19 protein-coding genes and 1 pseudogene are annotated in these 22,613 nt (G+C 30.6%); all 20 read left to right on the forward strand.

Annotated features, from left to right (window positions below; translation table 11 throughout):
* Positions 1–141: 141 nt before the first annotated feature.
* The 20 genes and pseudogenes from FVE75_RS01015 (at position 142) to serS (ending at position 22,523) form a co-directional block, all read left to right on the forward strand.
* Positions 142–1,398, forward strand: coding sequence for a glycosyltransferase family 4 protein (locus tag FVE75_RS01015; RefSeq protein WP_147004808.1), 1,257 nt, complete (start codon positions 142–144; stop codon positions 1,396–1,398).
* Complete coding sequence (locus FVE75_RS01020) at positions 1,292–2,335, forward strand: glycosyltransferase family 4 protein (protein WP_232052571.1); 1,044 nt, start codon at positions 1,292–1,294, stop codon at positions 2,333–2,335. Before FVE75_RS01015 ends, FVE75_RS01020 begins: the two co-directional genes overlap by 107 nt.
* A gap of 501 nt (positions 2,336–2,836) precedes the next feature.
* On the forward strand, positions 2,837–4,576 hold the full coding sequence (locus FVE75_RS01025) for a hypothetical protein (protein WP_147004810.1): 1,740 nt from the start codon (positions 2,837–2,839) through the stop codon (positions 4,574–4,576).
* 72 nt (positions 4,577–4,648) lie between these two features.
* Complete coding sequence (locus tag FVE75_RS01030; protein WP_232052572.1) at positions 4,649–7,777, forward strand: cellulase family glycosylhydrolase; 3,129 nt, start codon at positions 4,649–4,651, stop codon at positions 7,775–7,777.
* Positions 7,778–8,222: 445 nt separating this feature from the next.
* Positions 8,223–9,005 (forward strand): transporter substrate-binding domain-containing protein, encoded by a 783-nt coding sequence (locus FVE75_RS01035; RefSeq protein WP_147004811.1) that lies wholly within the window; start codon positions 8,223–8,225, stop codon positions 9,003–9,005.
* Between the two features lie 60 nt (positions 9,006–9,065).
* Positions 9,066–9,857 carry a transporter substrate-binding domain-containing protein gene (locus FVE75_RS01040; protein WP_147004812.1) on the forward strand — a complete coding sequence of 264 codons (792 nt, stop codon included), beginning with the start codon at positions 9,066–9,068 and terminating at the stop codon, positions 9,855–9,857.
* 21 nt (positions 9,858–9,878) lie between these two features.
* Positions 9,879–10,592 carry an amino acid ABC transporter permease gene (locus FVE75_RS01045; protein WP_147004813.1) on the forward strand — a complete coding sequence of 238 codons (714 nt, stop codon included), beginning with the start codon at positions 9,879–9,881 and terminating at the stop codon, positions 10,590–10,592.
* A 1-nt stretch (position 10,593) separates the two neighbouring features.
* The gene (locus tag FVE75_RS01050) at positions 10,594–11,352 is read left to right on the forward strand and encodes an amino acid ABC transporter ATP-binding protein (protein WP_147004814.1); all 759 of its coding nucleotides are present in this window, start codon (positions 10,594–10,596) and stop codon (positions 11,350–11,352) included.
* Between the two features lie 200 nt (positions 11,353–11,552).
* Positions 11,553–12,371 (forward strand): polyprenyl diphosphate synthase, encoded by an 819-nt coding sequence (gene uppS, locus FVE75_RS01055; RefSeq protein ID WP_147004815.1) that lies wholly within the window; start codon positions 11,553–11,555, stop codon positions 12,369–12,371.
* Positions 12,361–13,287: a phosphatidate cytidylyltransferase gene (locus FVE75_RS01060; protein WP_147004816.1), complete on the forward strand. Its 927-nt coding sequence runs from the start codon at positions 12,361–12,363 to the stop codon at positions 13,285–13,287. Before uppS ends, FVE75_RS01060 begins: the two co-directional genes overlap by 11 nt.
* 179 nt (positions 13,288–13,466) lie before the next feature.
* A complete protein-coding gene (gene tyrS / locus FVE75_RS01065; RefSeq protein ID WP_147004817.1) occupies positions 13,467–14,705 on the forward strand; it encodes a tyrosine--tRNA ligase in 1,239 nt (412 codons plus the stop codon).
* Positions 14,706–15,192: 487 nt separating this feature from the next.
* Positions 15,193–15,561: a holo-ACP synthase gene (gene acpS / locus FVE75_RS01070; RefSeq protein WP_147004818.1), complete on the forward strand. Its 369-nt coding sequence runs from the start codon at positions 15,193–15,195 to the stop codon at positions 15,559–15,561.
* A gap of 21 nt (positions 15,562–15,582) precedes the next feature.
* The gene (locus FVE75_RS01075; protein ID WP_147004819.1) at positions 15,583–16,872 is read left to right on the forward strand and encodes a thioredoxin/cytochrome c biogenesis CcdA family protein; all 1,290 of its coding nucleotides are present in this window, start codon (positions 15,583–15,585) and stop codon (positions 16,870–16,872) included.
* 118 nt (positions 16,873–16,990) lie between these two features.
* Positions 16,991–17,806, forward strand: coding sequence for a toxin-antitoxin system YwqK family antitoxin (locus FVE75_RS01080; RefSeq protein ID WP_039901494.1), 816 nt, complete (start codon positions 16,991–16,993; stop codon positions 17,804–17,806).
* A 161-nt stretch (positions 17,807–17,967) separates the two neighbouring features.
* Positions 17,968–18,149: pseudogene (locus FVE75_RS11805) on the forward strand (hypothetical protein).
* A 214-nt stretch (positions 18,150–18,363) separates the two neighbouring features.
* Entirely contained in the window at positions 18,364–19,266 is a 903-nt protein-coding gene (whiA, locus tag FVE75_RS01085; RefSeq protein WP_147004820.1) for a DNA-binding protein WhiA, read from the forward strand.
* 28 nt (positions 19,267–19,294) lie between these two features.
* Positions 19,295–20,308, forward strand: coding sequence for a tetraacyldisaccharide 4'-kinase (gene lpxK / locus FVE75_RS01090; protein ID WP_147004821.1), 1,014 nt, complete (start codon positions 19,295–19,297; stop codon positions 20,306–20,308).
* Between the two features lie 145 nt (positions 20,309–20,453).
* Complete coding sequence (locus FVE75_RS11140) at positions 20,454–20,870, forward strand: hypothetical protein (RefSeq protein ID WP_232052573.1); 417 nt, start codon at positions 20,454–20,456, stop codon at positions 20,868–20,870.
* Positions 20,871–20,915: 45 nt separating this feature from the next.
* Positions 20,916–21,230: a hypothetical protein gene (locus FVE75_RS11145; RefSeq protein WP_232052574.1), complete on the forward strand. Its 315-nt coding sequence runs from the start codon at positions 20,916–20,918 to the stop codon at positions 21,228–21,230.
* Between the two features lie 21 nt (positions 21,231–21,251).
* Entirely contained in the window at positions 21,252–22,523 is a 1,272-nt protein-coding gene (serS, locus tag FVE75_RS01100) for a serine--tRNA ligase (RefSeq protein ID WP_021744813.1), read from the forward strand.
* Positions 22,524–22,613: the final 90 nt, after the last annotated feature.

Genomic DNA, 22,613 nt, shown 5'->3' on the forward strand with positions numbered 1-22,613 from the left:
AAATAGAACTTATATAAAAAAATAATAAGATATAGAATAAAAATGGTTATTTGTGTGAAAATTTATAGTAGCCTAAAAAAATTTCAAGAGAGTAAAAATAAAATTGAAACAAGGCTTTATTATAGAAGGAGAAATATAAAAATGAGAATTGGAATATTTACAGATACATACAGACCTCAAGTAAATGGAGTTGTAAGTTCGATTATGACACTTGAGAAGGAGCTTAGAAAGCTGGGGCATAAAGTATATATTATTACTACGACTGATCCAGATGCACCTCAAGTTGAGCCTAATGTTTTACGAATACCAAGTATGGAATTTAAGCCGTTGCCACAGTATAGACTGGGAATGATTTATTCTTCAAAAATAATAAAAAAGATAAAGAGGCTGGAATTAGATATTATTCATTCACAGACAGAATGGGGTGTAGGAACATTTGCGAGATTTGCTGCAGTTAATCTTGAAATACCGCTTGTTCATACATATCACACGTTATATGAATATTATACACATTATATTTTTGGTTCGAGATTTGTTTCAGCTGGGAAAAAGATTGCAGCTGCGATTAGTAAATTTTATTGTGAAAAATGTAATGGACTGATTGTACCAACAAGAAAAGTTGAAGATATTTTGTATTCTTATGGTGTTGATCAGACAATGAACATTATTCCAACTGGACTGGAATTGGATAAATTTTATCGTGGAAATTATTCCGATGAAGATTTGGAATTTATGAGAGAAAATTTTGGAATAGAGAAAAGTGATTTTCTTTGTGTGTATATTGGGCGGATTGCCGAAGAAAAAAGTATTGATTTGTTAATTGATATGTTTTCTAAAATTAAGGATGAAAACTTTAAATTTATGATTGTTGGGCGTGGGAGAATTTTGGATGACTTGAAGAAACAAGCTGAAGATCTTGGTATTTCAGATAGAGTCATTTTTACAGGGGAAGTTCCACATGATAAAGTTGCTGCTTACTACCAAATGGGAGATGTATTTTTGAATGCTAGTATATCAGAAACGCAAGGACTTACATTTGTTGAGGCAATGGCTGCCAAAACACCTGTCGTGGCAAGATATGACTTAAATCTGGAAGACTTGCTTGTAAAAAATGAGGCGGGACTTGTTTATAAAACTGAAGAAGAATTTATTAATTCTATAATGCTTTTAAAAGAAGATAAGGAATTTAGAGAAAAAATTATCGAAAATGCTTTTGTCGCTTCACAAGATTACACAGCACAGAAATTTGGAGAACGAGTAGAAGCAGTTTACAAAAAAACAATAGAGGAGTATGATAGTCGTGAAAGTTTTACTATATTCAGAGGGGAAAAGTTCCTTCAGCAAATCCGGCGTTGGACAAGCCTTAAATCATCAGGTAGAAGCCCTTGGAGCAAATAATATTGAAGTTACGCAGGATCCTGAAGATGATTATGATTTGGCACATATAAATACTGTTGCACTAAAATCTTATGAAGTGTTAAAACAGGCAAAGAAAAAAGGTAAACCTGTAATTTATCACACACATACAACCTATGAAGATTTTCGTGGAAGTATAAAGGGAAGCTATGTCCTGTCGCCAATTATAAAATTCTGGACAAAGAAATTATATAATGAAGCGGATTATTTAATTTCTCCGTCAGAATATACAAAAAATCTTATAAAATCAAAATATTTAGAAAAAGAAAAAGAAATTAGGGTAATTTCAAACGGTGTAAATATAAATAAATTTAATAAAAATGAAGTTTTAAAAGAAAAATTTTTAAATGAATACAAGTCAGTGTATGACATAAATAAGCCGTTAATTATAACAGCTGGACTGCCTTTTGAGAGAAAAGGAATAAAAGATTTTGTAAAAGTGGCGCAGGAATGCAGTGATTATCAATTTCTTTGGTTTGGTTCGTCAAGCGTAAAGTCAATGCTTCCTGACAAAATACAGAAAATTATTGAAAATCCACCAAAAAATCTAATTTTTCCAGGATATGTAGATAAAGATATTCTAATTGGAGCATTTAGCGCTGCAAAAGCCTTTTTGTTTATGACTTATGAAGAAAATGAGGGAATTGTAGTGTTAGAAGCGCTTTCGGCTAAATTACCGCTTGTAGTAAGGGATATTCCTGTGTATGAAGACTGGCTGGAAGATGGAAAAACTTGCTTTAAGGCTAGGACTAACGAAGAATTTTGCCAAAAAATAAGAAATATTGTGGAAAACAATGTGGAAAACTTGGATGAAATTACAGAAACTGCCTATAATATTGCTGTAGAGCGGGATTTGTTGAATATAGGAAAAAAATATAAAGAATACTATGAGTATATATTAAATCAAAAAAATAGATAACCTTTCAAAAAATTAGAAAAAACAATTTCAATAAATCAAAAAGAGAAAACCATCAATAAGTCAACAATGGTTTTCTCTCTAATTTTAGACATTTCAATTTATCATATAATAAAAAAACTGTTTTAACATTGACTTAAAAATGATGGATGATTATATTTTTAGAACTTCAAGTTTCTTTTATTTATTTTTCTAACGTTGTTTAGTATGTATTTAAGCGTAGGAGTCATATTGTTTAAGTGTCTAGTTTTTTATTATTTATATCCTAAAATTTTTCAAAATTAACCTAAACTAGATAAAATTAAGATTTGTACTTAATTATATGATGCCCTTATGTTATTTTTTTTTCTTGAAAAAACCTAAGAAATTTAGTAAAATATACTTAGTTAAGAAAGAGATATTTTAGTCAAAGTATAATATTTTTTATTTTTTTATAATTTTTTCTAAATGTTCGTATATTAAATTATAAAAAAGAGATTTTCAAAATTAAGGGAGAACAGAATTATGAAAAAATTACATATTTTAAGTACAATGATGCTGTCAGCAGCAACTGCAATGGCCCAGGAAATAAAGATAAATGGGGGATGGGACTTTAACAGGGCATATAAAAATGATTTAACCAAACATCAGAAAGGTTTGTCAAATACTATTTATGACTATAAATTTAAAAATGGTCCCGTTGCAGGAATAGAGTGGCTGTTTGATAATCAGGGAAGGCTTGAATTAGGAATTGGTGCAGAACATAAGTTTTCTGTAAAATCTTCAGCTTTAAAAGATAAGAATGAAATGAAAATGTATGAAATAACACCAATGTACTTAACAAGCAAATATAATTTAGTAACTTCTAAAGAAGGAAATGATCTTGTTTACCTTATCGGAAGAGTAGGGTATGCTAAAGCTAAAGCTGGAAGGGACAATAAAGAAGATTTGAACGATAAAAATTTTCGTGGTGGACTCTATTATGCTGGTGGACTAGGTACTCAAATTGGTCCTATTTCGATTGAAGCATTATACGAAAGATCAAACTTACGATATGATAAAGTAAATTTAGGTAACATAAACAGAAATAATATAAGTACTCTAAATAATTTTAAAAAGACGAAAGATAATATAAATACGGTTGGTGTAAGAGTAGGATACAGTATCGGAAATATCAAAAATTTACCAAAGAAAAAAAATGGAACTGTGCCTTTTGATCCTTTTAGAACTGATATTTTTGCTAAAACAGGAGATATGCAGTACACTACGGATAAAATTCAGAAAAGAAAATGGAATGGCGGAGAACTTAGATTAAATGCAGGATATAATTTTAAAAATAGATATAATATCCAGCCAGAGCAATTTTTAGGAACAGGAATGAAAAATAATAAATGGCAGTCTGCAAAATCTGATTTTGATATTAAAAAGATGCCTGTTGTTGGTTTGGAATATTTATTTGATAATCAGGGAATTGTTGAACTAGGTCTAGGTGTTGAACAAAGATTTCTTGATATTACAGCTTTTTTTAATGATAAAGAACAGAAACATGTTTTAAGAACCTATCCCGCTTACGCTACAACAAAAATTAACTTAGTAAATAATAAAGGGAATAATCTTCTTTATGCTGTTGGAAGAATAGGATATGTACACGGTGAAATAAAGGAAGAAAACTTTAACAAGAAAGATCTTCATGGTGGTCTTTACTATGCTGGAGGATTAGGTACAGAATTAGGCCCAGTTTCTATAGAAGCTCTTTACGAAAGATCAAATTTCAAATATCAGCCAAAAGATACAGTCAGTCCTATAAAAACTAAAGGTAAAATTGATACATTTGGTATAAGAGTAGGATACAGAATAGGAAGTATAAAAAATAAACCCAAAATAAAAGAAGTTAAGACAGCAGGATATGCCTATAATGACATACCGGAAGAAGATAGAATAGATATAATTAATAATTTGAGAGATAAAAGTAACGAAGTTTTAACTTCTGGAAAGAATCCTATAAAAAGACATAAATCTTTGGAAAATGAAATAAAGGAAGCTAGAGTGGCAGGCTATAAAACTTATAATGATATACCAGAAGAAGACAGGATAGATATAGTTGGTAATTTGAAAGGAAAAAGCAATACTGTTTCAACTTTAAAAAAAGATACTGTAAAAAGAGAAAAATACTTTGAAGATGAGATAAAAAAAGAAAATGCTAAAAATGTATCTGAAGAAGATTCTATAGATATAATCAATAATTTAAGTTTTAACAGATTATAAAATTACAGATTTTCTAAAAAAATCCAATTACAATGTGAAGTTGAAATATTAATTTTGAGAAGGAGACAGAAAATGAAAAAATCTATAGTTGCTGTACTGCTCCTAATTTTTGTGAGTTTCTCAATAATGGCTGAAAATATAGGTAACATGCCTTCTTCAGTAAATGAAGTAAAATCAGGTAACGAAATATTATTGAAATGTTTAAATACAGTGGGAGAAAGTACGCAAGGAACTGAAATAACTGAAAATAATGGCAATAATATATTTTTAAAATGCTTAAATTTTGAAAATAGTAGTGAAAATACAGTTACAACAAATAAAATTAACTCTAAAGATATATTGCTGGAGTGTTTAGATACAAGTAAGAATACATCTGATGAAATGGTAAAAAATGAAAATTCGGATGAGAAAATATTAAAATGTTCAAATTTAGTCAAAATAATTAATGCAAATGAATTGTTTCAGACAGATAAAATAGAAAATATTAATGGAGTTCAGCTGAAATGTTCAAATACAATAAAGAATATAGGTAAATCTGAAATACCATTATTAGATAGTGGTGGCTCAAATGATATAATATTAAAATGTTCCAATGTATCCGAAGATTTGTCAAAAAACGAAACAAAAATAAACAATGGAACAGGAAATTCAACAGAAATAACATTAAAATGTTCCAATATAGTTAGAGTTATTGACGGAAATAAAGTTTTTTCAGATAATTCGGAAAATGATACTGCAGTAATATTAAGCTGTTCAGATAAAACAGAAAACGCAAATATTATTGGAAATATAGGACAGCCAAAAGTAAATATAGGATCTTTAGGAGGCAATATAGGAGGAAAAGTGCCTGTTGGGCCTATTATTGGCGGAGTGGCAGGAGCTTCTGCTGTCGGAGCGATAGTTGGTGGAATTGGCCATCATAAAGGTGGCGGAAAAGGTGGAAACCCTGGACATCAAAACGGCAGAAATGATGGTGGCAAAGATGATAATCCTAAAAAACAAAAAAAAGATGATACAAAAATTCATAATGTGAAAGGAATTGGAATACAGCCTGTCAACCCTTTTTGGAGAAGTAATCTTAGGGAAGCTGAAGATTCTTATTCCCAAATAGCAAAAGTAGGATTTCAATGGGTAAGAATTACAGCCTCATGGAATAGAATCCAGTCTTCAAAAAATGGAAGATACGACTGGCAGGATATAGATGATGCTGTTGCTCTTGCCAAAAAATATAACTTGAAAGTCTTAATGCAAATAAGTGGTGCTCCTGAATGGGCAACAGGAGCAGACAAACTTTCAGCTGCTGAAAAAAATGCATTGAATGCAAGAAAAATTTGGGTAGCATCATTTGCGCCGCTTCAGCAGTATGATAACGATTTTTCAAATTTTGTAAGTGCATTGGTAAAAAGATACGCTTCACAGGGAGTAATTGACTATGAATTTTGGAATGAACCAGGAAATCCAGAATTTTGGCATGATACAATTCAAAACCCTAGACCAAATCCTGAACATTATACTCATTTGCTGAAAATAGCATATACGGCAGCACATAATGCTTATAATGATGTAAATGTTATGGCTGGTGGAATGACGGTAGGAAACAGCAATAGTTCAACAGGATACATCGGACCAATGGAATTTTTAGAAAGGATGTATAGATCTGGTGCAAAGGGGTATTTTGATGGTGTATCGCATCATCCTTATGGAATTTATGCCAGAGCATTTCGAGATAATGGTTGGGCAAATATGATAGGTGATGTTGTGGCACCTGGTAGTGGAGAAAAAACATTGTATCAGATAATGTCAGAGAATGGTGATGGAAATAAAAAAATATGGCCATCAGAAGTAGGACTGGATGCCGCTTATCCTGGAGTTGATGAAACAAAACAGGCTAATGTAATAAGCCAGATTTTAGGATGGTATCAAAAATCAGACATATTTGGGCCTCTTATTCTATATCAGGCAAAAGATAGAAAGCCGTATATTACCTCAGGAGTAGTCGATAGAGACAGTAATGGAGATGGATGGCTTGATGTAAATATTGATACAAATGGAGACGGTATTCCTGATGCGAATATTGATGCAGATAATAACGGACGGCCTGATATATTAGATGCTGCAGACCCTGAAAATTATTTTGGGATTTGGAAGTCAGATGGCACAGAAAAAAAAGCAGTAGATGTAATTCGAAGATTTATTAAAAATCAGCCAGCACCTGGACCATCGCCATTAACAAACGGATGTAGCAGTGCTACAGATGCTTCGGGACAATGGAAGAGTGTGAAATGCTGGGAATTTAAAGATAGAAATATCCCTTCTGGTTGGGTAAGTAAAAGAATTATCAATCATTTGGGTAGCCATTTGACTTATTTGCCAAGCAGTATCAGTTTAGATGGTGATCACGCAATACTTACTACACGACGTCATTGTGTTAACAGAAAAGGTGATCCTTTAACTGATGCAAATGCCACTACAGGTGTATGTCCTGCAGGTAAAGTTACTCAATATTCAAGTGGTAGATTAGAATCTAATAAGCTTGTAGATGCTTCTAAACCGTTCCGTGCAGAAATACGTGCCAGAATGAACTGGAATCGTCTGCAGGGAATGCGTACAGCCCTTTGGATGCAGAAACAGCAAAATGATGTGGATACGCCTATTTGTAAAAATCCAGGTGGAAGTGCTCCTTATGGTTCATTATTAATTTTGGAATGGTTTTCAAGTACTCCTAGTTATGCATGGCCTGCAACTAATATCAGCTGTTATTACAGCCAAGTAAATCACGAATGGACTCCACGTGGCTTTACACATCGTCTTGAAAATATTGTTGGTGGACAGAGTAAATCATTGACGCATGAATGGCACGTCTGGACAATTGAGTTTGATGGAACAAAAGTACGTTATTATATGGATGGAAGATTGATTCCTGTTGTTCATTACCGTATTAAGGATGCTCAACGTATCAGTGTAGTTGATAATACTAGATATGACCAATATGGTAATTATCTTTCTACTATGCCAGATGAAGACTTTAGCAAGTTGAATGCTCCATCGTCCTTAATTAAACAAGGATTTGAGAATGATAAATGGCATTTTATTTTCAATGACTATGTGGAATGGGAACCAGGATTGAACCCGCCATCTGAGCATTCTCCATTCCCGGTTCAAACTACAGAAATTGATTATGTTCGGTTGTATCAGAAATAGTAGTATTATTCAGTTTCAGATTAATTTAGGATTATTAGTTTCATATAATTTGAAAATTAATTTAAATTGTCAAAGAAACCTTACGGATATATAGAAATAGTTATAATCGGATAAAATAAGACAAAATACTTATTAATCCAAAATAAATGTATGTACAAAATAAAACTTTACAAATTAAAATTTTTATAGTATAATGCTTTTATATACAAATATAATTGTGAAAGAGAGTTGTAAAAATGGAAAATATTATAAAAAAAGACAAAAAATTAGATATGATAATGTGTATGAATTTGTATAGTTTATTTTAAAATTAATTAAAAAATAATTTTAGATGTAAGCTTATTTTAAAGTGAATAAATTGATAAAATAAGATTGCATCTTAGAAAGCCGGATAATCTTATTCGGCTTTTTTCTTTAAAAAATATTTATTTTTGGAGGTCTTGGAATGAAAAAAATTAAATTATTGCTAGGAGTTTTATTATTGCTGATTTTAGCCGTATCTTGTGGAAATAAAGTGAATGCTGGGAAAAAAAGGGTTATAAAAGTAGGGACAGATGGAGTTTATGCACCATTTTCGTTTAAGGATGAAAGTAGCGGTAAATTGACAGGATATGATGTTGAGGTTATTCAGGAAGTTGGAAAAAGAATAAATGCAGATATTGAATTTACAACTGTTCCTTGGGATAGCATATTTTTGGGGCTGGAGTCAAAAAGATATGATATTATTGCCAATGAAATTGAAAAAACTAAGGAAAGAGAAGAAAAATATATTTTTTCTGATAAATATTTAGTTTCAGCTGCTCAGATTATTGTAAAAGAGGGAGAGAATAATATAAAGACTTTGAAGGATCTAGAAGGTAAAAGAGTAATTTCAGCAGTTGGAAGCAATTATTCAAAAACTGTTGAGGAATATAATAAAACAGCTGCTAAAAAGATAGATCTTAACTATTTTGACGGTGGAATTACATTGACATTGGTAGAAATAGCACAAGGAAAAGCGGATGCAACATTGAGCGACAGACTTGTGGTAAGTTACTATAAAAAACAGCAAGGAGATAAAGTTCAGCTGGTAGGGGAGCCTTTGAGTACAACACCAACATTTTTCCTATTTAGAAAAGATAGCGAAGAATTAAGAAATGAAGTGAACAAAGCACTTGCTGAGATGAGAGCCGATGGAACGCTTGCTAAAATATCAGAAAAATGGTTTGGCGGAGATTATACGAAATAGTTAAAAATTTAATTTTACGATAATATAAATAAAAAATATAAAAATTTTAGGAGGAAAATCATGAAAAATATTTTGAAAATAACAGGAATTTTATTGATAGGACTATTTCTTATCAGCTGTGGAGGAAAACAGGAAAATGGTAAAAGTGGGAGTAGTGAAGGAAAACAAAAAGTTAAAGTTGGAACAGAAGGAGTTTATGCACCATTTACGTTTACTGATGGAAGTGGGAAATTAACTGGATATGATGTGGAAGTTGTTGAAGAAATTGGGAAAAGGGCAAATTTAGATATAGAATTTGTGCCTACGCCTTGGGATAGCATGTTTTTAGGACTGGAATCGAAAAAATTTGACTTTATTGCAAATGAAATTGCTAAAAATCCTGAAAGAGAGAAAAAATATACTTTCTCTGATGATTATTTAGTATCAGCTGCTCAAATTATTGTTAAAAAAGGAAGAACTGACATTAAGACACTTGAGGACTTAAAAGGTAAAAGAGTTATGACAGGAGTAGGAAGCAATTATAACAAGACTTTGACTGATTTTGACAAAAATAAGGAAATAAATTATGCTTATTTTGATGGAAATGTTTCAATTGCACTAGAAGAAATTGCACAAGGAAAGGCAGACGCTACTTTAAATGACAGATTGACAGTAGGATATTTCACAAAACAAAGAGGAAATCTTGTAGAAATCGTAGGAGAGCCTGTAACAAAAACACCTGTATATTTCACATTTAGAAAAGATAGCGAAGAATTGAAAAATAAAGTAAATAAAGCACTAGCTGAAATGAAAGCTGACGGAACACTTGCCAAAATATCAGAAAAATGGTTTGGTGGAGATTATACGAAATAATTTATAAACAGGAGAAAAGTAATGAATAATAATGTACCTTTTTTAAACTGGGGATTTATGGTAAGAGCTATTCCAGAAATATTGAAAGCATTGCCAATGACTCTGAATATTGCGATTGTTACGATGATATTTTCGCTGATACTTAGTTTTTTTATCGCACTTGTGAGAATAAATAAAATTCCTGTGCTGACAAGGCTTGCTACAATTTATGTGTCCTTTATAAGAGGGACACCTCTTTTAGTTCAGATTTACCTTGCCTATTATGGATTGCCTAAAATATTAGATTATATACATTTAAAGTATGGGTTTAATATAGATGTGAATAATATTCCTGCTATTATCTTTGTTTACGTAGCATTTATTTTAAATGTATCGGGTTATCTGTCGGAAACATTTAGGGCGGCAATTCAGTCGGTTGATAAAGGGCAAGTTGAAGCTGCATTGTCTATTGGAATGACAAAATGGCAGGCAATGAAAAGAATTGTACTTCCGCAGGCGATTATAATAACTTTTCCTAATTTTGGAAATACTTTTATAAGTCTGATAAAAGATTCCTCACTTGCTTTTACAGTTTCAATTGTAGAAATGATGGGAAAAGCAAAAATAATATCGGCTTCAGGGCTGGATATTTTTGAGGCATATATTGTTGTTGCTGGAATTTACTGGGTTGTTTGTATAATTGTGGAAAAAGTCATGGGAATTGTGGAAAAGAAATTGAGAGTAGGTGGACTGTAAAATGATAAAGGTTGAAAATCTAAAATTGTCTTTTGGAAAAAATGAAGTTTTGAAAGGAATAAACTTTAAAATAGAAAAAGGACAGGTAATAAGCATCATAGGACCGAGTGGATCTGGAAAATCAACATTTTTACGAAGCCTTAATTTTCTTGAAACAGCTTCATCGGGAACAATAACTTTTGGAAACGAAACATTTGACTTGAGTAAAATAAATAAAAAAGATATAAACAGGCTTAGAAAAAATACGACAATGGTTTTTCAGAATTATAATTTATTCAAAAACAAAACTGCTTTGGAAAATGTAATTGAAGGTCTTTTGATTGTAAAAAAAATGAATAAGAACGAAGCAACAGAAATAGGATTGAAAATGCTTGAAAAAGTAGGGTTAAAAGATAAAGCCGAATTTTATCCAAATCAGCTTTCTGGAGGGCAACAGCAAAGAGTGGGAATCGCAAGGGCGGTTGCGATGAGTCCAGAGGTAATTTTGCTTGATGAGCCAACTTCGGCACTTGATCCTGAACTTATTGGAGAAGTTCTGAAAGTTATAAAAGATATGGTAAAAGAAAATATGACAATGATAATTGTTACCCATGAAATGCAGTTTGCAAGAGAAGTATCCGATTATGTAGTATTTATGGATAGCGGAACAATTATAGAAGAAGGAAAGCCTGAAGAAATTTTTAAAAATTCTGGAAGTGAAAGATTGCAAAATTTTCTAAGAAGATATTACGATAGCGGTACAGATGTTTATTTAATTTAATAAAATGTAGTTAAATTTTTAGAAAGAAAAATAAATTTATTAAAGTATAATTTTTATTTTAGAAAGGCTTATTATGGTTAGGGGTAGAATTTTGAAAATTCTGCTTCTTTTTTATGTAATAATTTTACAAACACCTTGAAAAATAATGATTTGGCTGTTATAATTATAGCAATAATATTTTTATTCTTGAAAGGAATAATATGGATAGAGATGAATTGGTGATTCCTAGGCACATTGCCATTATTATGGATGGAAATGGACGTTGGGCTAAGGAGCGTGGAAAGATTCGGCTAGAAGGGCATAGGGCTGGGGCTAGCAGTCTTGAGAAGATTTTAAAGTATGCTGGGAATATTGGTGTGAAATATTTGACTGTGTATGCATTTTCGACTGAAAACTGGAAAAGACCTGAAAAGGAAGTAAATGGGCTTATGGACTTATTTGCGAAGTATTTGGATAAAGAGAAGAAAAATTTAAAAAAACAAGGTGTAAAATTGCTTGTTACAGGAGCAAAGGAAAATATTTCACAAAAATTGCTAAAGAAAATTGAGGAAACTGAAAATTATTTGACGGATTGTGAGAATATTGTTTTTAATATAGCGTTTAATTATGGTGGACGTAGAGAGATTATTGATGCTGTGAACAAAGTTTTGCAAACTAAACTTTTGGATCAATCAAGTGAAATAATAGAAGAGAAGTTTAATAATGAAAATAATCGGCTGAATGTTACAAAAAAAGAAGTAAATGGGTTTGTAGATGAAAAGAAAAGTTTAGAAAATATAAAAATTACAGAAGAAGAATTTTCTAAATTTATGTACCGTCCAGAAATTCCAGATCCAGAACTTGTAATCAGAACAAGTGGAGAATTTAGAATAAGTAATTTTCTGCTTTGGGAAGTTGCCTATTCAGAGTTTTACATAACAGATGTTTACTGGCCTGATTTTAACGAAGAGGAATTAGATAAAGCAATTTTATCCTTTAATAAAAGGGATAGAAGATACGGAGGACTGAATGTTAAGTAGATTATTTATTATTTTGTTATTTGTACCTTTCCTTTTGTGGATATTTTTAAAGGGAAATGTGATGTTTCTAATATTTACACTTGTAATAACTGGAATGTCCCTGTTTGAATTTTATAAAATGCTAAAGGATAAGGGCTTTGAGGTAGCAAGCAGGATTGGAATGGGACTTGGATTGTTTTTACCAGTTGCAATATATTTTCAGGAAAATTCCAAAAATATTTTTTCATATTTCAGATTTGCTCTTTTCAAGCAAATTAACTTTGATATGGGAGGATTTATCGTATTTGCAATAATTCTTCTGTCTTTAAGGCAGGTTTTGAAAGTAAAAATTCAAAATGCAATGGCAGAAATTTCATATACTTTATTTGGAATAATTTATGTTTCATATTTATTTTCACATATTTTGCTGATAAAATATGAATTTCCAAATGGAAATATTCTAGTTGTGATGACATTTATGTTAATTTGGGCATGCGATATTTTTGCCTATCTTGTTGGAATGGCAATTGGTGGAAAAATATTCAAACATAGATTAGCTCCAAAAATCAGTCCTAAAAAATCAATTGAAGGTGCAATTGCAGGGATTCTAGCAGTATTTATAGTAATCCTGTCTTTTGATAAAATTTATTTATTTATAGCTAATTTCGTATGTGGAATTACATTTTTATCAAAAAACTGTTCTGTAAATTACGATTATGTTGCCATTGGAGGATTAAAAGCCTTTATTCTTGCGCTTGTAATAGGAATTTTTGCCGAACTGGGAGATTTGGTAGAATCCAAGATAAAAAGAGAGTTGGAAGTAAAAGATTCTGGAAATCTGCTTTTGGGACATGGTGGATTTTTAGATAGATTTGACAGTGCGTTATTTGTATTGCCAATTGTGTATTATTTTATGAAGTACGTGGCATATTTATAAAAGTCTTTTAAAGCAAGTTAAATCAGTTATTGTTTTACTTGATATTTATGTTAATTTTTGTAGTTAAATTAAAAATGTCGTGATTGCAAGGGGTGGTGATTGTTCCCTTTGCATTTAATAAAAAGAAAAAATATAGAAATAAATAAAAGAATAAAACAGAAGAAGGAGAAAAAATAAGAATGAGTATAGATAGAAATAATGAAATAGAAGTAAAAAACGAAGTAGAAAGACAATTTAATATTTTGAGCCGTGGGTGCGATGAAATAATTAATGAGAATGAATTTAAGAAAAAGTTGGAAAAATCAATTTCAACTAATACTCCGCTACGGATTAAATTGGGGATTGATCCGACAGGTTCAGAGCTACATTTGGGACATGCAGTACCTTTGAGAAAATTGAAGCAGTTTCAAGATTTGGGGCATGAAGTTCTATTTTTGATTGGAACTTTTACTGGAAGAATTGGAGATCCGACAGGGAAATCTGAAACTAGAAAGATGTTGTCAGAGGAACAAGTAAATGAAAATATAAAAACATATTTGGATCAAGTAAAATTGATATTGGACTTGGATAAAATAAAAGTTGTTTATAATGCTGACTGGCTGGAAAAATTATCACTTTCGGATGCGTTGAACTTATTATCGCAGTTCACTGTATCGCAAATGATTTCGAGAGAGGATTTTTCAAAAAGACTGGCTGAAAATAAACCAGTTTCACTAATTGAGTTTATGTATCCGATTTTACAAGGATATGATTCAGTTGAACTGAAGGCTGATGTGGAATTGGGAGCAACAGAACAAAAATTTAATTTGCTAAGAGGAAGAGATTTACAGAAAAACTTTGGACAGGAGCAACAAGTCTGTATGATAATGCCAATTCTGGTAGGGCTTGACGGAGTGGAAAAAATGTCTAAATCACTTGGAAACTACATTGGTGTAAAGGACACTCCTAACGATATGTTTGGTAAAGTCATGTCAATTTCAGATGAATTGATGGAAAATTACTATACAATGATAACAGATGTTCCTTTTGAAAAAATTGAAGAAATCAAGGCTCAAATTGTAGATGGAAGTTTACATCCAATGGAAGCCAAAAAGCAATTAGGAGCTGAAGTTGTAAAAATTTACTACGGTGAAGAAGCAGCTAAGGAAGCAAGAGACTGGTTTGAAAACGTATTCAGCAAAAGAAATCTTGACGTAGATTTGCCAGAAGTGGAAGTTCCTTATGGACAAATTAATGTAATTGACTTGCTTGTAAAAGAAGCAAAATTACTTGGAGGAACAAGTGAGGCAAGAAGGCTAATTTCACAAGGTGGATTCAAAATAAATGACGAGGCGATAAAAGATATTAAGGCAAATGTAAATGTCGAAAGCGGAATGATTATTAGGGCTGGGAAAAAGAAAATTGTGAAAGTGAAATAGTAAAATTTAACAAATAAAAAAATCTCTATTTAGGAATTATTTTTTCTTATGTAGAGTTTTTTTTTATAAGTATTAATACTAAATCCCGTTTAGAAATAGGAATAAATTTTTATAATAAGGTTGTTTAATAGCAAATTCGTAATTATTCAATTAAATTATTTTTTAGATATTTTGATTAATAAATATTTTTTCATATTACTATGTTTTTTCTTTTTTATTTTTGTAGGATTGCTCATTGCCGCAAATCCTACAACCTATGGCTAGTCTATGACATTTTTCCATGCTGACAAAAAACTCGCTATGCTCAAACAGTTTTGCCAGCACAGAAAAATTCTCCGACGGGTTATTTATGCTAGACTATGTTTCAAAAATGAAAAAAATATATGTAAACTCATTAAAAATTGAACTACTAAAATTATACAAATTTTGTATTTTTAAAAATTTGTAGTATAATCTAACAATAGTAAGTTTAAAAAAGGAGATAAATATGGAAATATACGGTATTGGGACAGATATTATTGAAATATCCCGAATTGAAAAAGCGATTAACCAGACAAGCCTTTTTAAAAGAAAAGTTTATACGGAAAAAGAAATTGAGCATATCGAAAAAAAAAGGCATCCGTATGCCAGTTATGCAGGGAGATTTGCTGCGAAAGAAGCAGTTTCTAAGGCATTTGGGACTGGGGTGCATGGGTTTTCGCTAAGTGATATTGAGATTTTGAATGATGAGATGGGGAAACCTTATGTAACGCTTTATAATGCGATAAAGGAGAAGGCACAGGGGCTTACAATACAGATTAGTATTTCACATAGCAGAGAATATGCGGTTAGTACGGTAATTATTTATAAAAAATAAAAAAGAAAGGTGTGAAAAAAGATGGTTTGGAGAAAAGATTTTAATATTGGGATAGAGAAAAGTAGATTTTTTGCGTTGATGATTATGCTTTTTGGTATATTTTGTATAAGTCAGATTGGTTATTCTGCTGGAAATAGTCAGTCAAAGAAAGTAAAAATTGAGTACTTTGGTAGAAAAGACTGTAAAAATTGTGCAAATTTGGAGAAATTTTTGAAGGAATTATCTACTAAAAGGGATGATTTTGAATATGTGGAGCATAAAATTGATCAAAGCAAGGAAGAAAAAGTGTTTTTTGATGAAACTACATCGAAGTTAAAACTTGTCAAGGGAACTCCGATTATTTACATTGACGGACATATTATTCAAGGGTTTAATACAGCTGACACGACTGGGAAAGAAATTGAAAATTTGATAAATTCTGGGAAAATAAAGGACAAGATTTTGACTTTGAAGGAATATGTGGAAAGTGGACAGACGGGAAATGTGAGCAGCAATGGTGCAGTCTGTACAGGCGATACAGTATGTGAGGTGCCAGGACTTACGAAAGGTGCTGAGAATCAGGTACTTGTAAATATTCCGATTATTAATAAGACTGTTGACTTGACAAATTATTCGCTACTTACAATGTCAATAATTTTGGGAACAATTGATGGATTTAATCCTTGTGCAATGTGGGTTCTGGTATTATTTTTGACAGCTTTGATTGCCGTTGGAAATAAGGTGAAAATGTTTCGTGTGGCAGGGCTGTTTATCTTGGCTGAAGCTGTAATGTATTTTTTCATTTTAAATGCTTGGATTTATGCTTGGGATTTTGTGGGACTGGATAAATGGGTAACTCCGCTTGTTGGAATTATTGGAATTGCTGGTGGGATTTTCTTTATTAGAAATTACTTGAAAAAAGGGGATACGCTGGAATGTGAAGTGACAGATTTTGAGCAGAGGGCAAAAATTTCTAAGAAGATAAAAGACATTGCTAATAAGCCATTCACATTGCTTACGGCACTTGCGATAATCGGATTGGCACTTTCGGTAAATGTAATAGAATTTGCCTGTTCAGTTGGAATTCCTCAAACATACACAAAAATCCTACAAATAAATGAAGTTCCTTTCTGGACTAGACAATTTTACACATTTATCTACATAATTGGCTATATGATAGATGATATAATAGTTTTTGGATTTGCCTTAATGAGTGTAAATAAATTGCAATTAACTACAAAATATTCTAAATGGGTAAATCTGTTTGGTGGAATTCTTATGATAATTTTGGGACTTATAATGCTAATTAAGCCAAGTTTGCTTATAATGTAAACTGGAACTAGAAAAATGAACAATTTAGTTTAAAAAATGAGAAAAATTTGTTATAATGTAAAAAGGTAAATTAATAAAATAAAAAAACAAACTTTATAAAATAATAGGAGATATGAAAATGAAAAAAAATAATAGCAAAAAAATATTATTTATAGCTGGAATGATGATGTTATCAGCAGTTGCATATGGAAAAGATGTATTTGCAAATTATGGGACAAATTTTGGGAAGGTTAGATTATCGAAGCTTAGCTCATCAAATATGGAAGATGTAAAAAGAATAGATTCTAGCACTTATGAATTGACAGGAAGCGGAGAATATAGAATTATGGAAGAAGGCGGAAGAAGACTTGTTGTTAATTTAAGCAATGGAATACTGAATGGGAAATATGATGAATTTTATGCAAACGGAAATAGATTTACGATAGGAAATTATAAAAATGGAAAAAAAGAAGGAGAATGGACAGTTTATACTGAAAATGGAAAAGTCTGGAAAAAATATCAATACAAAGATGATCAGTTAAATGGACGTTATTCTTCATATTACGGAAAAACAGGGTCTCAGGAAACAGTTGGGAACTATGAGAATGGAAAAATGACAGGAACTTGGACTGAGTATTATGAAAATGGCTCGAAAAAATCACAAGGAAATTATTCAAATGGACAGAAAAATGGATTATTTAGTGAATGGAACACTAACGGAGGTAAAAAATCTGAAATCAATTATGTAAATGATGAAATAAATGGGAAAATGAATGTCTACTACGAAAGCGGAAGACCTTTATATGAAGCAAATATGAATGGGGAAACTGGAACTGTAAGAGGATATTATACAGATGGAAGCCTTGGATTTGAAGGAAGTATTAAAGGCAGAAGAAGAACAGGAACTTGGACTTACTATGATAAATCAGGGAATCCTAGAAAAATGAATTATTAGGCTTGTTGTAGTTTTAATTATTAAACCCTATTTAAATAACGAATTTATTACAAACTTTTCTAAGTAAAGGATATAAACCTAATATTTTCAAGTAATTTAAGATATAACTTTCATTTTTTAAAAAGAATCTAATATAAATTAATCTGTCGGAGCATTTTTCTGTGTGGGCAAAACTGTTTGAGCATAGCGAGTTTTTTGTCAGCATGGAAAAATGTCGTAGACTAGCCATAGGTTATTGCGTAGCAATCTTGCCACAATTTTAATTATTAGGATAAATCTTTACTGCAAGATAAGGATTTGCGGCAATGAGCAATCCTACGAAAATAAAAAAGAAAAAAGTTGAATGATTATAAATTATCTATTGAACAACCCTATTATAAAAATTTATTTTCATTTTTAAATGGGATTTAGTATTAATAAAAGTCTGAAAGTCCTTATTTTAACGAAATTTTATAAACAAGTGTATAGGTCTTATAAAAATAGAGCAATAATAAACAGCAAAAAGTCAAAAACTTTAATTTAGGAACAGAGAAAAAAATATAAAGAGAGGGGGAAAAATGTCATATTCAGCAAATGTAAAAAGAGAAATCTTCAACTTGGAAAATTCAGATAAAGATACTGTTTATGCAGAGCTTTTTGGAATTTTTATTGCAAAGAATGTAATTACAGAACACGGAATTTATTTCAGTACTGAAAATGTCTCGCTTGCTAAAAGAATTTATTCAAATTTACGGGCAGTAACAAATATCCCAATTCAACTAAAATACGTTATTAGTAAGCGTCTTGGAACACACAAAATGTATGAAGTGATACTTTTTCCCACTCAGCACAATCAGCAGGAATACAAATCATTTTTAAAAAAAATCTATTTTCACAAAAATTTTTCAGTTGTGGAGAATGAAAAACAGTTAGCTGGGATAATCAGAGGCTTTTTCCTTAGCTGTGGATATATAAAGTCTCCAGAAAAGGCTTATGCAATGGACTTTTTTGTGGATACTGAAGATTCTGCCACTTATTTGTATTACTTGTTTAAACAGATGGGAAAAAAAGTTTTTCAGACAGAGAAAAAAAATAAGAGCCTTGTTTATTTAAGAAATTCAGAAGACATTTTGGATATAATTTTTTTAATTGGGGGAATAAATTCGTTTTTTGAATTTGAAGAAGTTACGATAAATAAGGAAATTCGAAATAAAATTAATAGAAATATGAATTGGGAAATCGCAAATGAAACAAAAAAATTATCGGCTTCTGAAAAGCAGATTAACATGATAAAGGTAATTGATGAAAAAATGGGTCTTTCAGAATTGACAGACGTATTAAGCGAAACCGCAAGAATTCGACTGGAAAATCAGGAAATGTCCCTACAGGAACTAGCAGACTTAATGGAAATTTCCAAATCTGGAATAAAAAATAGATTTAGACGGCTGGAAACAATTTATAAAGGACTATTAGAAAACTAATTAAGAAAGTTAAGCTGAGGAAGAATTAATGAAATTATTGTCGATTATATATGGATTTATTGTCTTTTTACGAAATAAACTTTATGATTTGAATATTTTTAAAGAAAAAAAGGTTGATGGAGTGGAAATAATTTGCATTGGAAATATTGTGGCAGGAGGGACTGGGAAAACACCAGCTGTGCAGTATTTTGTGCAAAAATATTTAGAAAAGAATAAAAAAGTTGGAATTCTGAGTCGAGGTTACAAGGGAAAACGGGAAACTGATTTACTGCTTGTGCGGGATGAAAAAGAGATTTATGCCACTTCAAAGGAATCCGGAGATGAAGCCTATTTGCATGCCTTAAATTTTCAAATTCCTGTCGTAGTATGTAAAAATCGTTATGAAGGTGCAACTTTTTTAAAAGAAAAATGTGGTGTACAAACAATTATTATGGATGACGGCTTTCAGCATAGAAAATTGAAAAAAGATAAAAATATAATTCTAATTGATGCAACAAATCCTTTTGGAATGAATGATTATTTGCCAAAAGGCCGATTGCGGGAATCGCTTGACTCTTTAAAAAGAGCTGATGAAATTATTATTACAAAAAGTAATTATGTTTCGAGAGAAGAAATTACGAAAATTAAGGAAAGACTGGTAAAATATCAAAAACCGATTTCTGTTGCTACTTTTGAAGAAAGTCATTTTTACAAATTAAATTTTGAAAATAGGAAAAAATTGGGTAAAATAAATAATGAAAACAATATAAGAAATGAAAAATTTCCATTAGAAATTATTAAAAATAAAAATGTTCTGATTTTTTCTTCAATAGCAAATCCAGCTGTATTTTATCAGACAATAAAAAAATTAAATCCAAGTAATATTGATGAAATAAAATTTACAGATCATCACGTTTACACAAATGAAGAAATTTTGGAAATAAAGGAAAAATCCCAAAATTACGATTATGTTTTGACAACGGAAAAGGATATTGTGAAAATTGATGAAAATATAGAAAATTTAATGATTTTAAAAATGGAATTTAAAATTGTTGAAAAATAAATTGAATTTAAGATTTTGTGAAACCCAAATTTTACAAAATTTTAAAAATAAAAGTTATAAAATCAAATATAAAAATATTGTAGTTATTAAAAAATTAAAATTTTTACAAAGATTAGAAAATGAAGCAGAAGGGAGGAATTAAATTTTGACTGAAAATAAAAAGCTGGAAAGTGAAAATGTATTTTTAAATACAGAAAATTTTTCACAATTTATTCTAAAATATAAAAATAATTTTGAAAAACGAAAATATTTCCAGCTTAACAAAAATTTTAAGGTAACAGCTAAAGAACCATCATTTATACTAGAATTGGGATATATTTATTTTAGTAAAAACGAAAAAAATGAAAATGTAAAACAAATCATAAGCAAACAATTTTTGGAAACATTTAGAGAAAAAGACAAAAAAATAGAACGGTTAAGCAAAGTTGAACTTCCCAAATTAATAGATGGATTTAGAAGAAGCATTTTTAATAAAGAATCAATTTATGCTGTAAAATTAGCAAATGAACTGCTTTATCGGAATAAAGATAAATTTTTGAAATTTTATACAACTATTCATTAATTTCAACAGATACAAATAAACTTGTAAAAACTTTTTTGCAGAAAAATGATAGAAAAAGTTGAAACTGAAAATGGTTCAAAATTTAACGAAATTCGTGATAAAATAGATGAGATAATAAAAAATATCATAAACTATTTCATAAAATCTGATTCAGCTTTTCTAAATTTTGAAAATGTGGAAAACTTAAACTATTTTGTGGAAAATCAAGCTGATGAACTTTACAAAAAAATTTATGTGGAAAATTATGATAAAATTGTGGAAAAGTATAATATTCAAAATGTGAAAAAAATACAATTTAGTAAAAATTATGATTTTGAAAATTTAAGTGAAAGTAAAAAAATACTATATAAATATATATAAAAAGAAAGGAAATAAAAAATTATGTTGGAAATGAGATACATAAGGGAAAATGCTGATAAAGTCAGAGAATATTTAAAAAATAGAAATAGTGACTTTGATTTAAATTCATTGCTGAAATTTGATGAAGATAGAAGAAATTTGCTTCAAGAAGTGGAAATGTTAAAGAAAGAAAGAAATGAATCAAGTGCATTGATAGGAAAATATAAACAGGAAGGAAAAGATTCTGCTGAACTACTTGCGAGAATGCAGACTGTCAGTGCAAAAATTAAGGAACTTGACCAAAAAGTAGCAGAAATTGATGAAAAGCAGTTGGAACTTGCTTATACGATTCCAAACAAATTAAGTGATACGACTCCAGTTGGAAAAGATGAAGATGATAATGTAGAAGTTAGAAAATGGGGAACTCCAAGAGAGTTTGACTTTGAAATAAAATCACATGATGAACTAGGAGTAGAACTAGGGATTTTGGACTTTGAAAGAGGGGCAAAACTTGGTGGTTCAAGATTTACAGTTTATAAAAATGCAGCTGCAAGATTGGAAAGAGCATTGATTTCGTTTATGATTGATGTTCATACTAGAGAAAATGGATTTGAGGAAATTTTTACGCCACAATTAGTTAGACGAGAAATGATGGTGGGAACAGGACAACTTCCAAAATTTGCTGATGATGCCTATAAAATTGAAGGTGATGAAATGTATTTGATTCCAACGGCAGAAGTTACACTTACAAATTTACATAACAGCGAAATTCTGGATGAAGAGGAATTACCTAAATATTACTGTGGATATACAGCTTGTTTTAGAAAGGAAGCTGGTTCTGGAGGTCGTGATTTAAAGGGGCTTATAAGACAGCATCAGTTTAATAAAGTGGAAATGGTAAAAATTGTAAAACCTGAAACTTCTTACGATGAACTTGAAAAAATGGTAAATTGTGCAGAAAAAATATTACAAAAACTCGAATTGCCATATAGAGTACTGGCACTTTGCAGCGGAGATATAGGATTTAGTGCGGCAAAAACTTATGATTTGGAAGTTTGGGTTCCAAGTCAAGGAAAATACAGAGAAATTTCTTCTTGCTCAAATACAGAAGACTTTCAAGCTAGACGTGCAATGATTAAATACAGGGAAAAGGAAACTGGAAAAAGCCATTTTGTGCATACTCTGAATGGATCAGGACTTGCTGTAGGACGAACATTGCTTGCAATTATGGAAAATTATCAGCAAGATGACGGAACTATAAAAGTTCCAGAAGTATTAGTGCCTTATATGGGTGGAATGACAGTTATAAAGTAACAAAAACACTATAACCGTATATAACTATCATATTAATCTGATTTTTTCCTAAACTGTCAAAAACTGCTCTAAAATTAAGTACAATAATAA

Origin of the sequence: Leptotrichia hongkongensis, assembly GCF_007990635.1 — a bacterium.
GTDB classification, from domain to species: Bacteria; Fusobacteriota; Fusobacteriia; order Fusobacteriales; family Leptotrichiaceae; genus Leptotrichia; species Leptotrichia hongkongensis.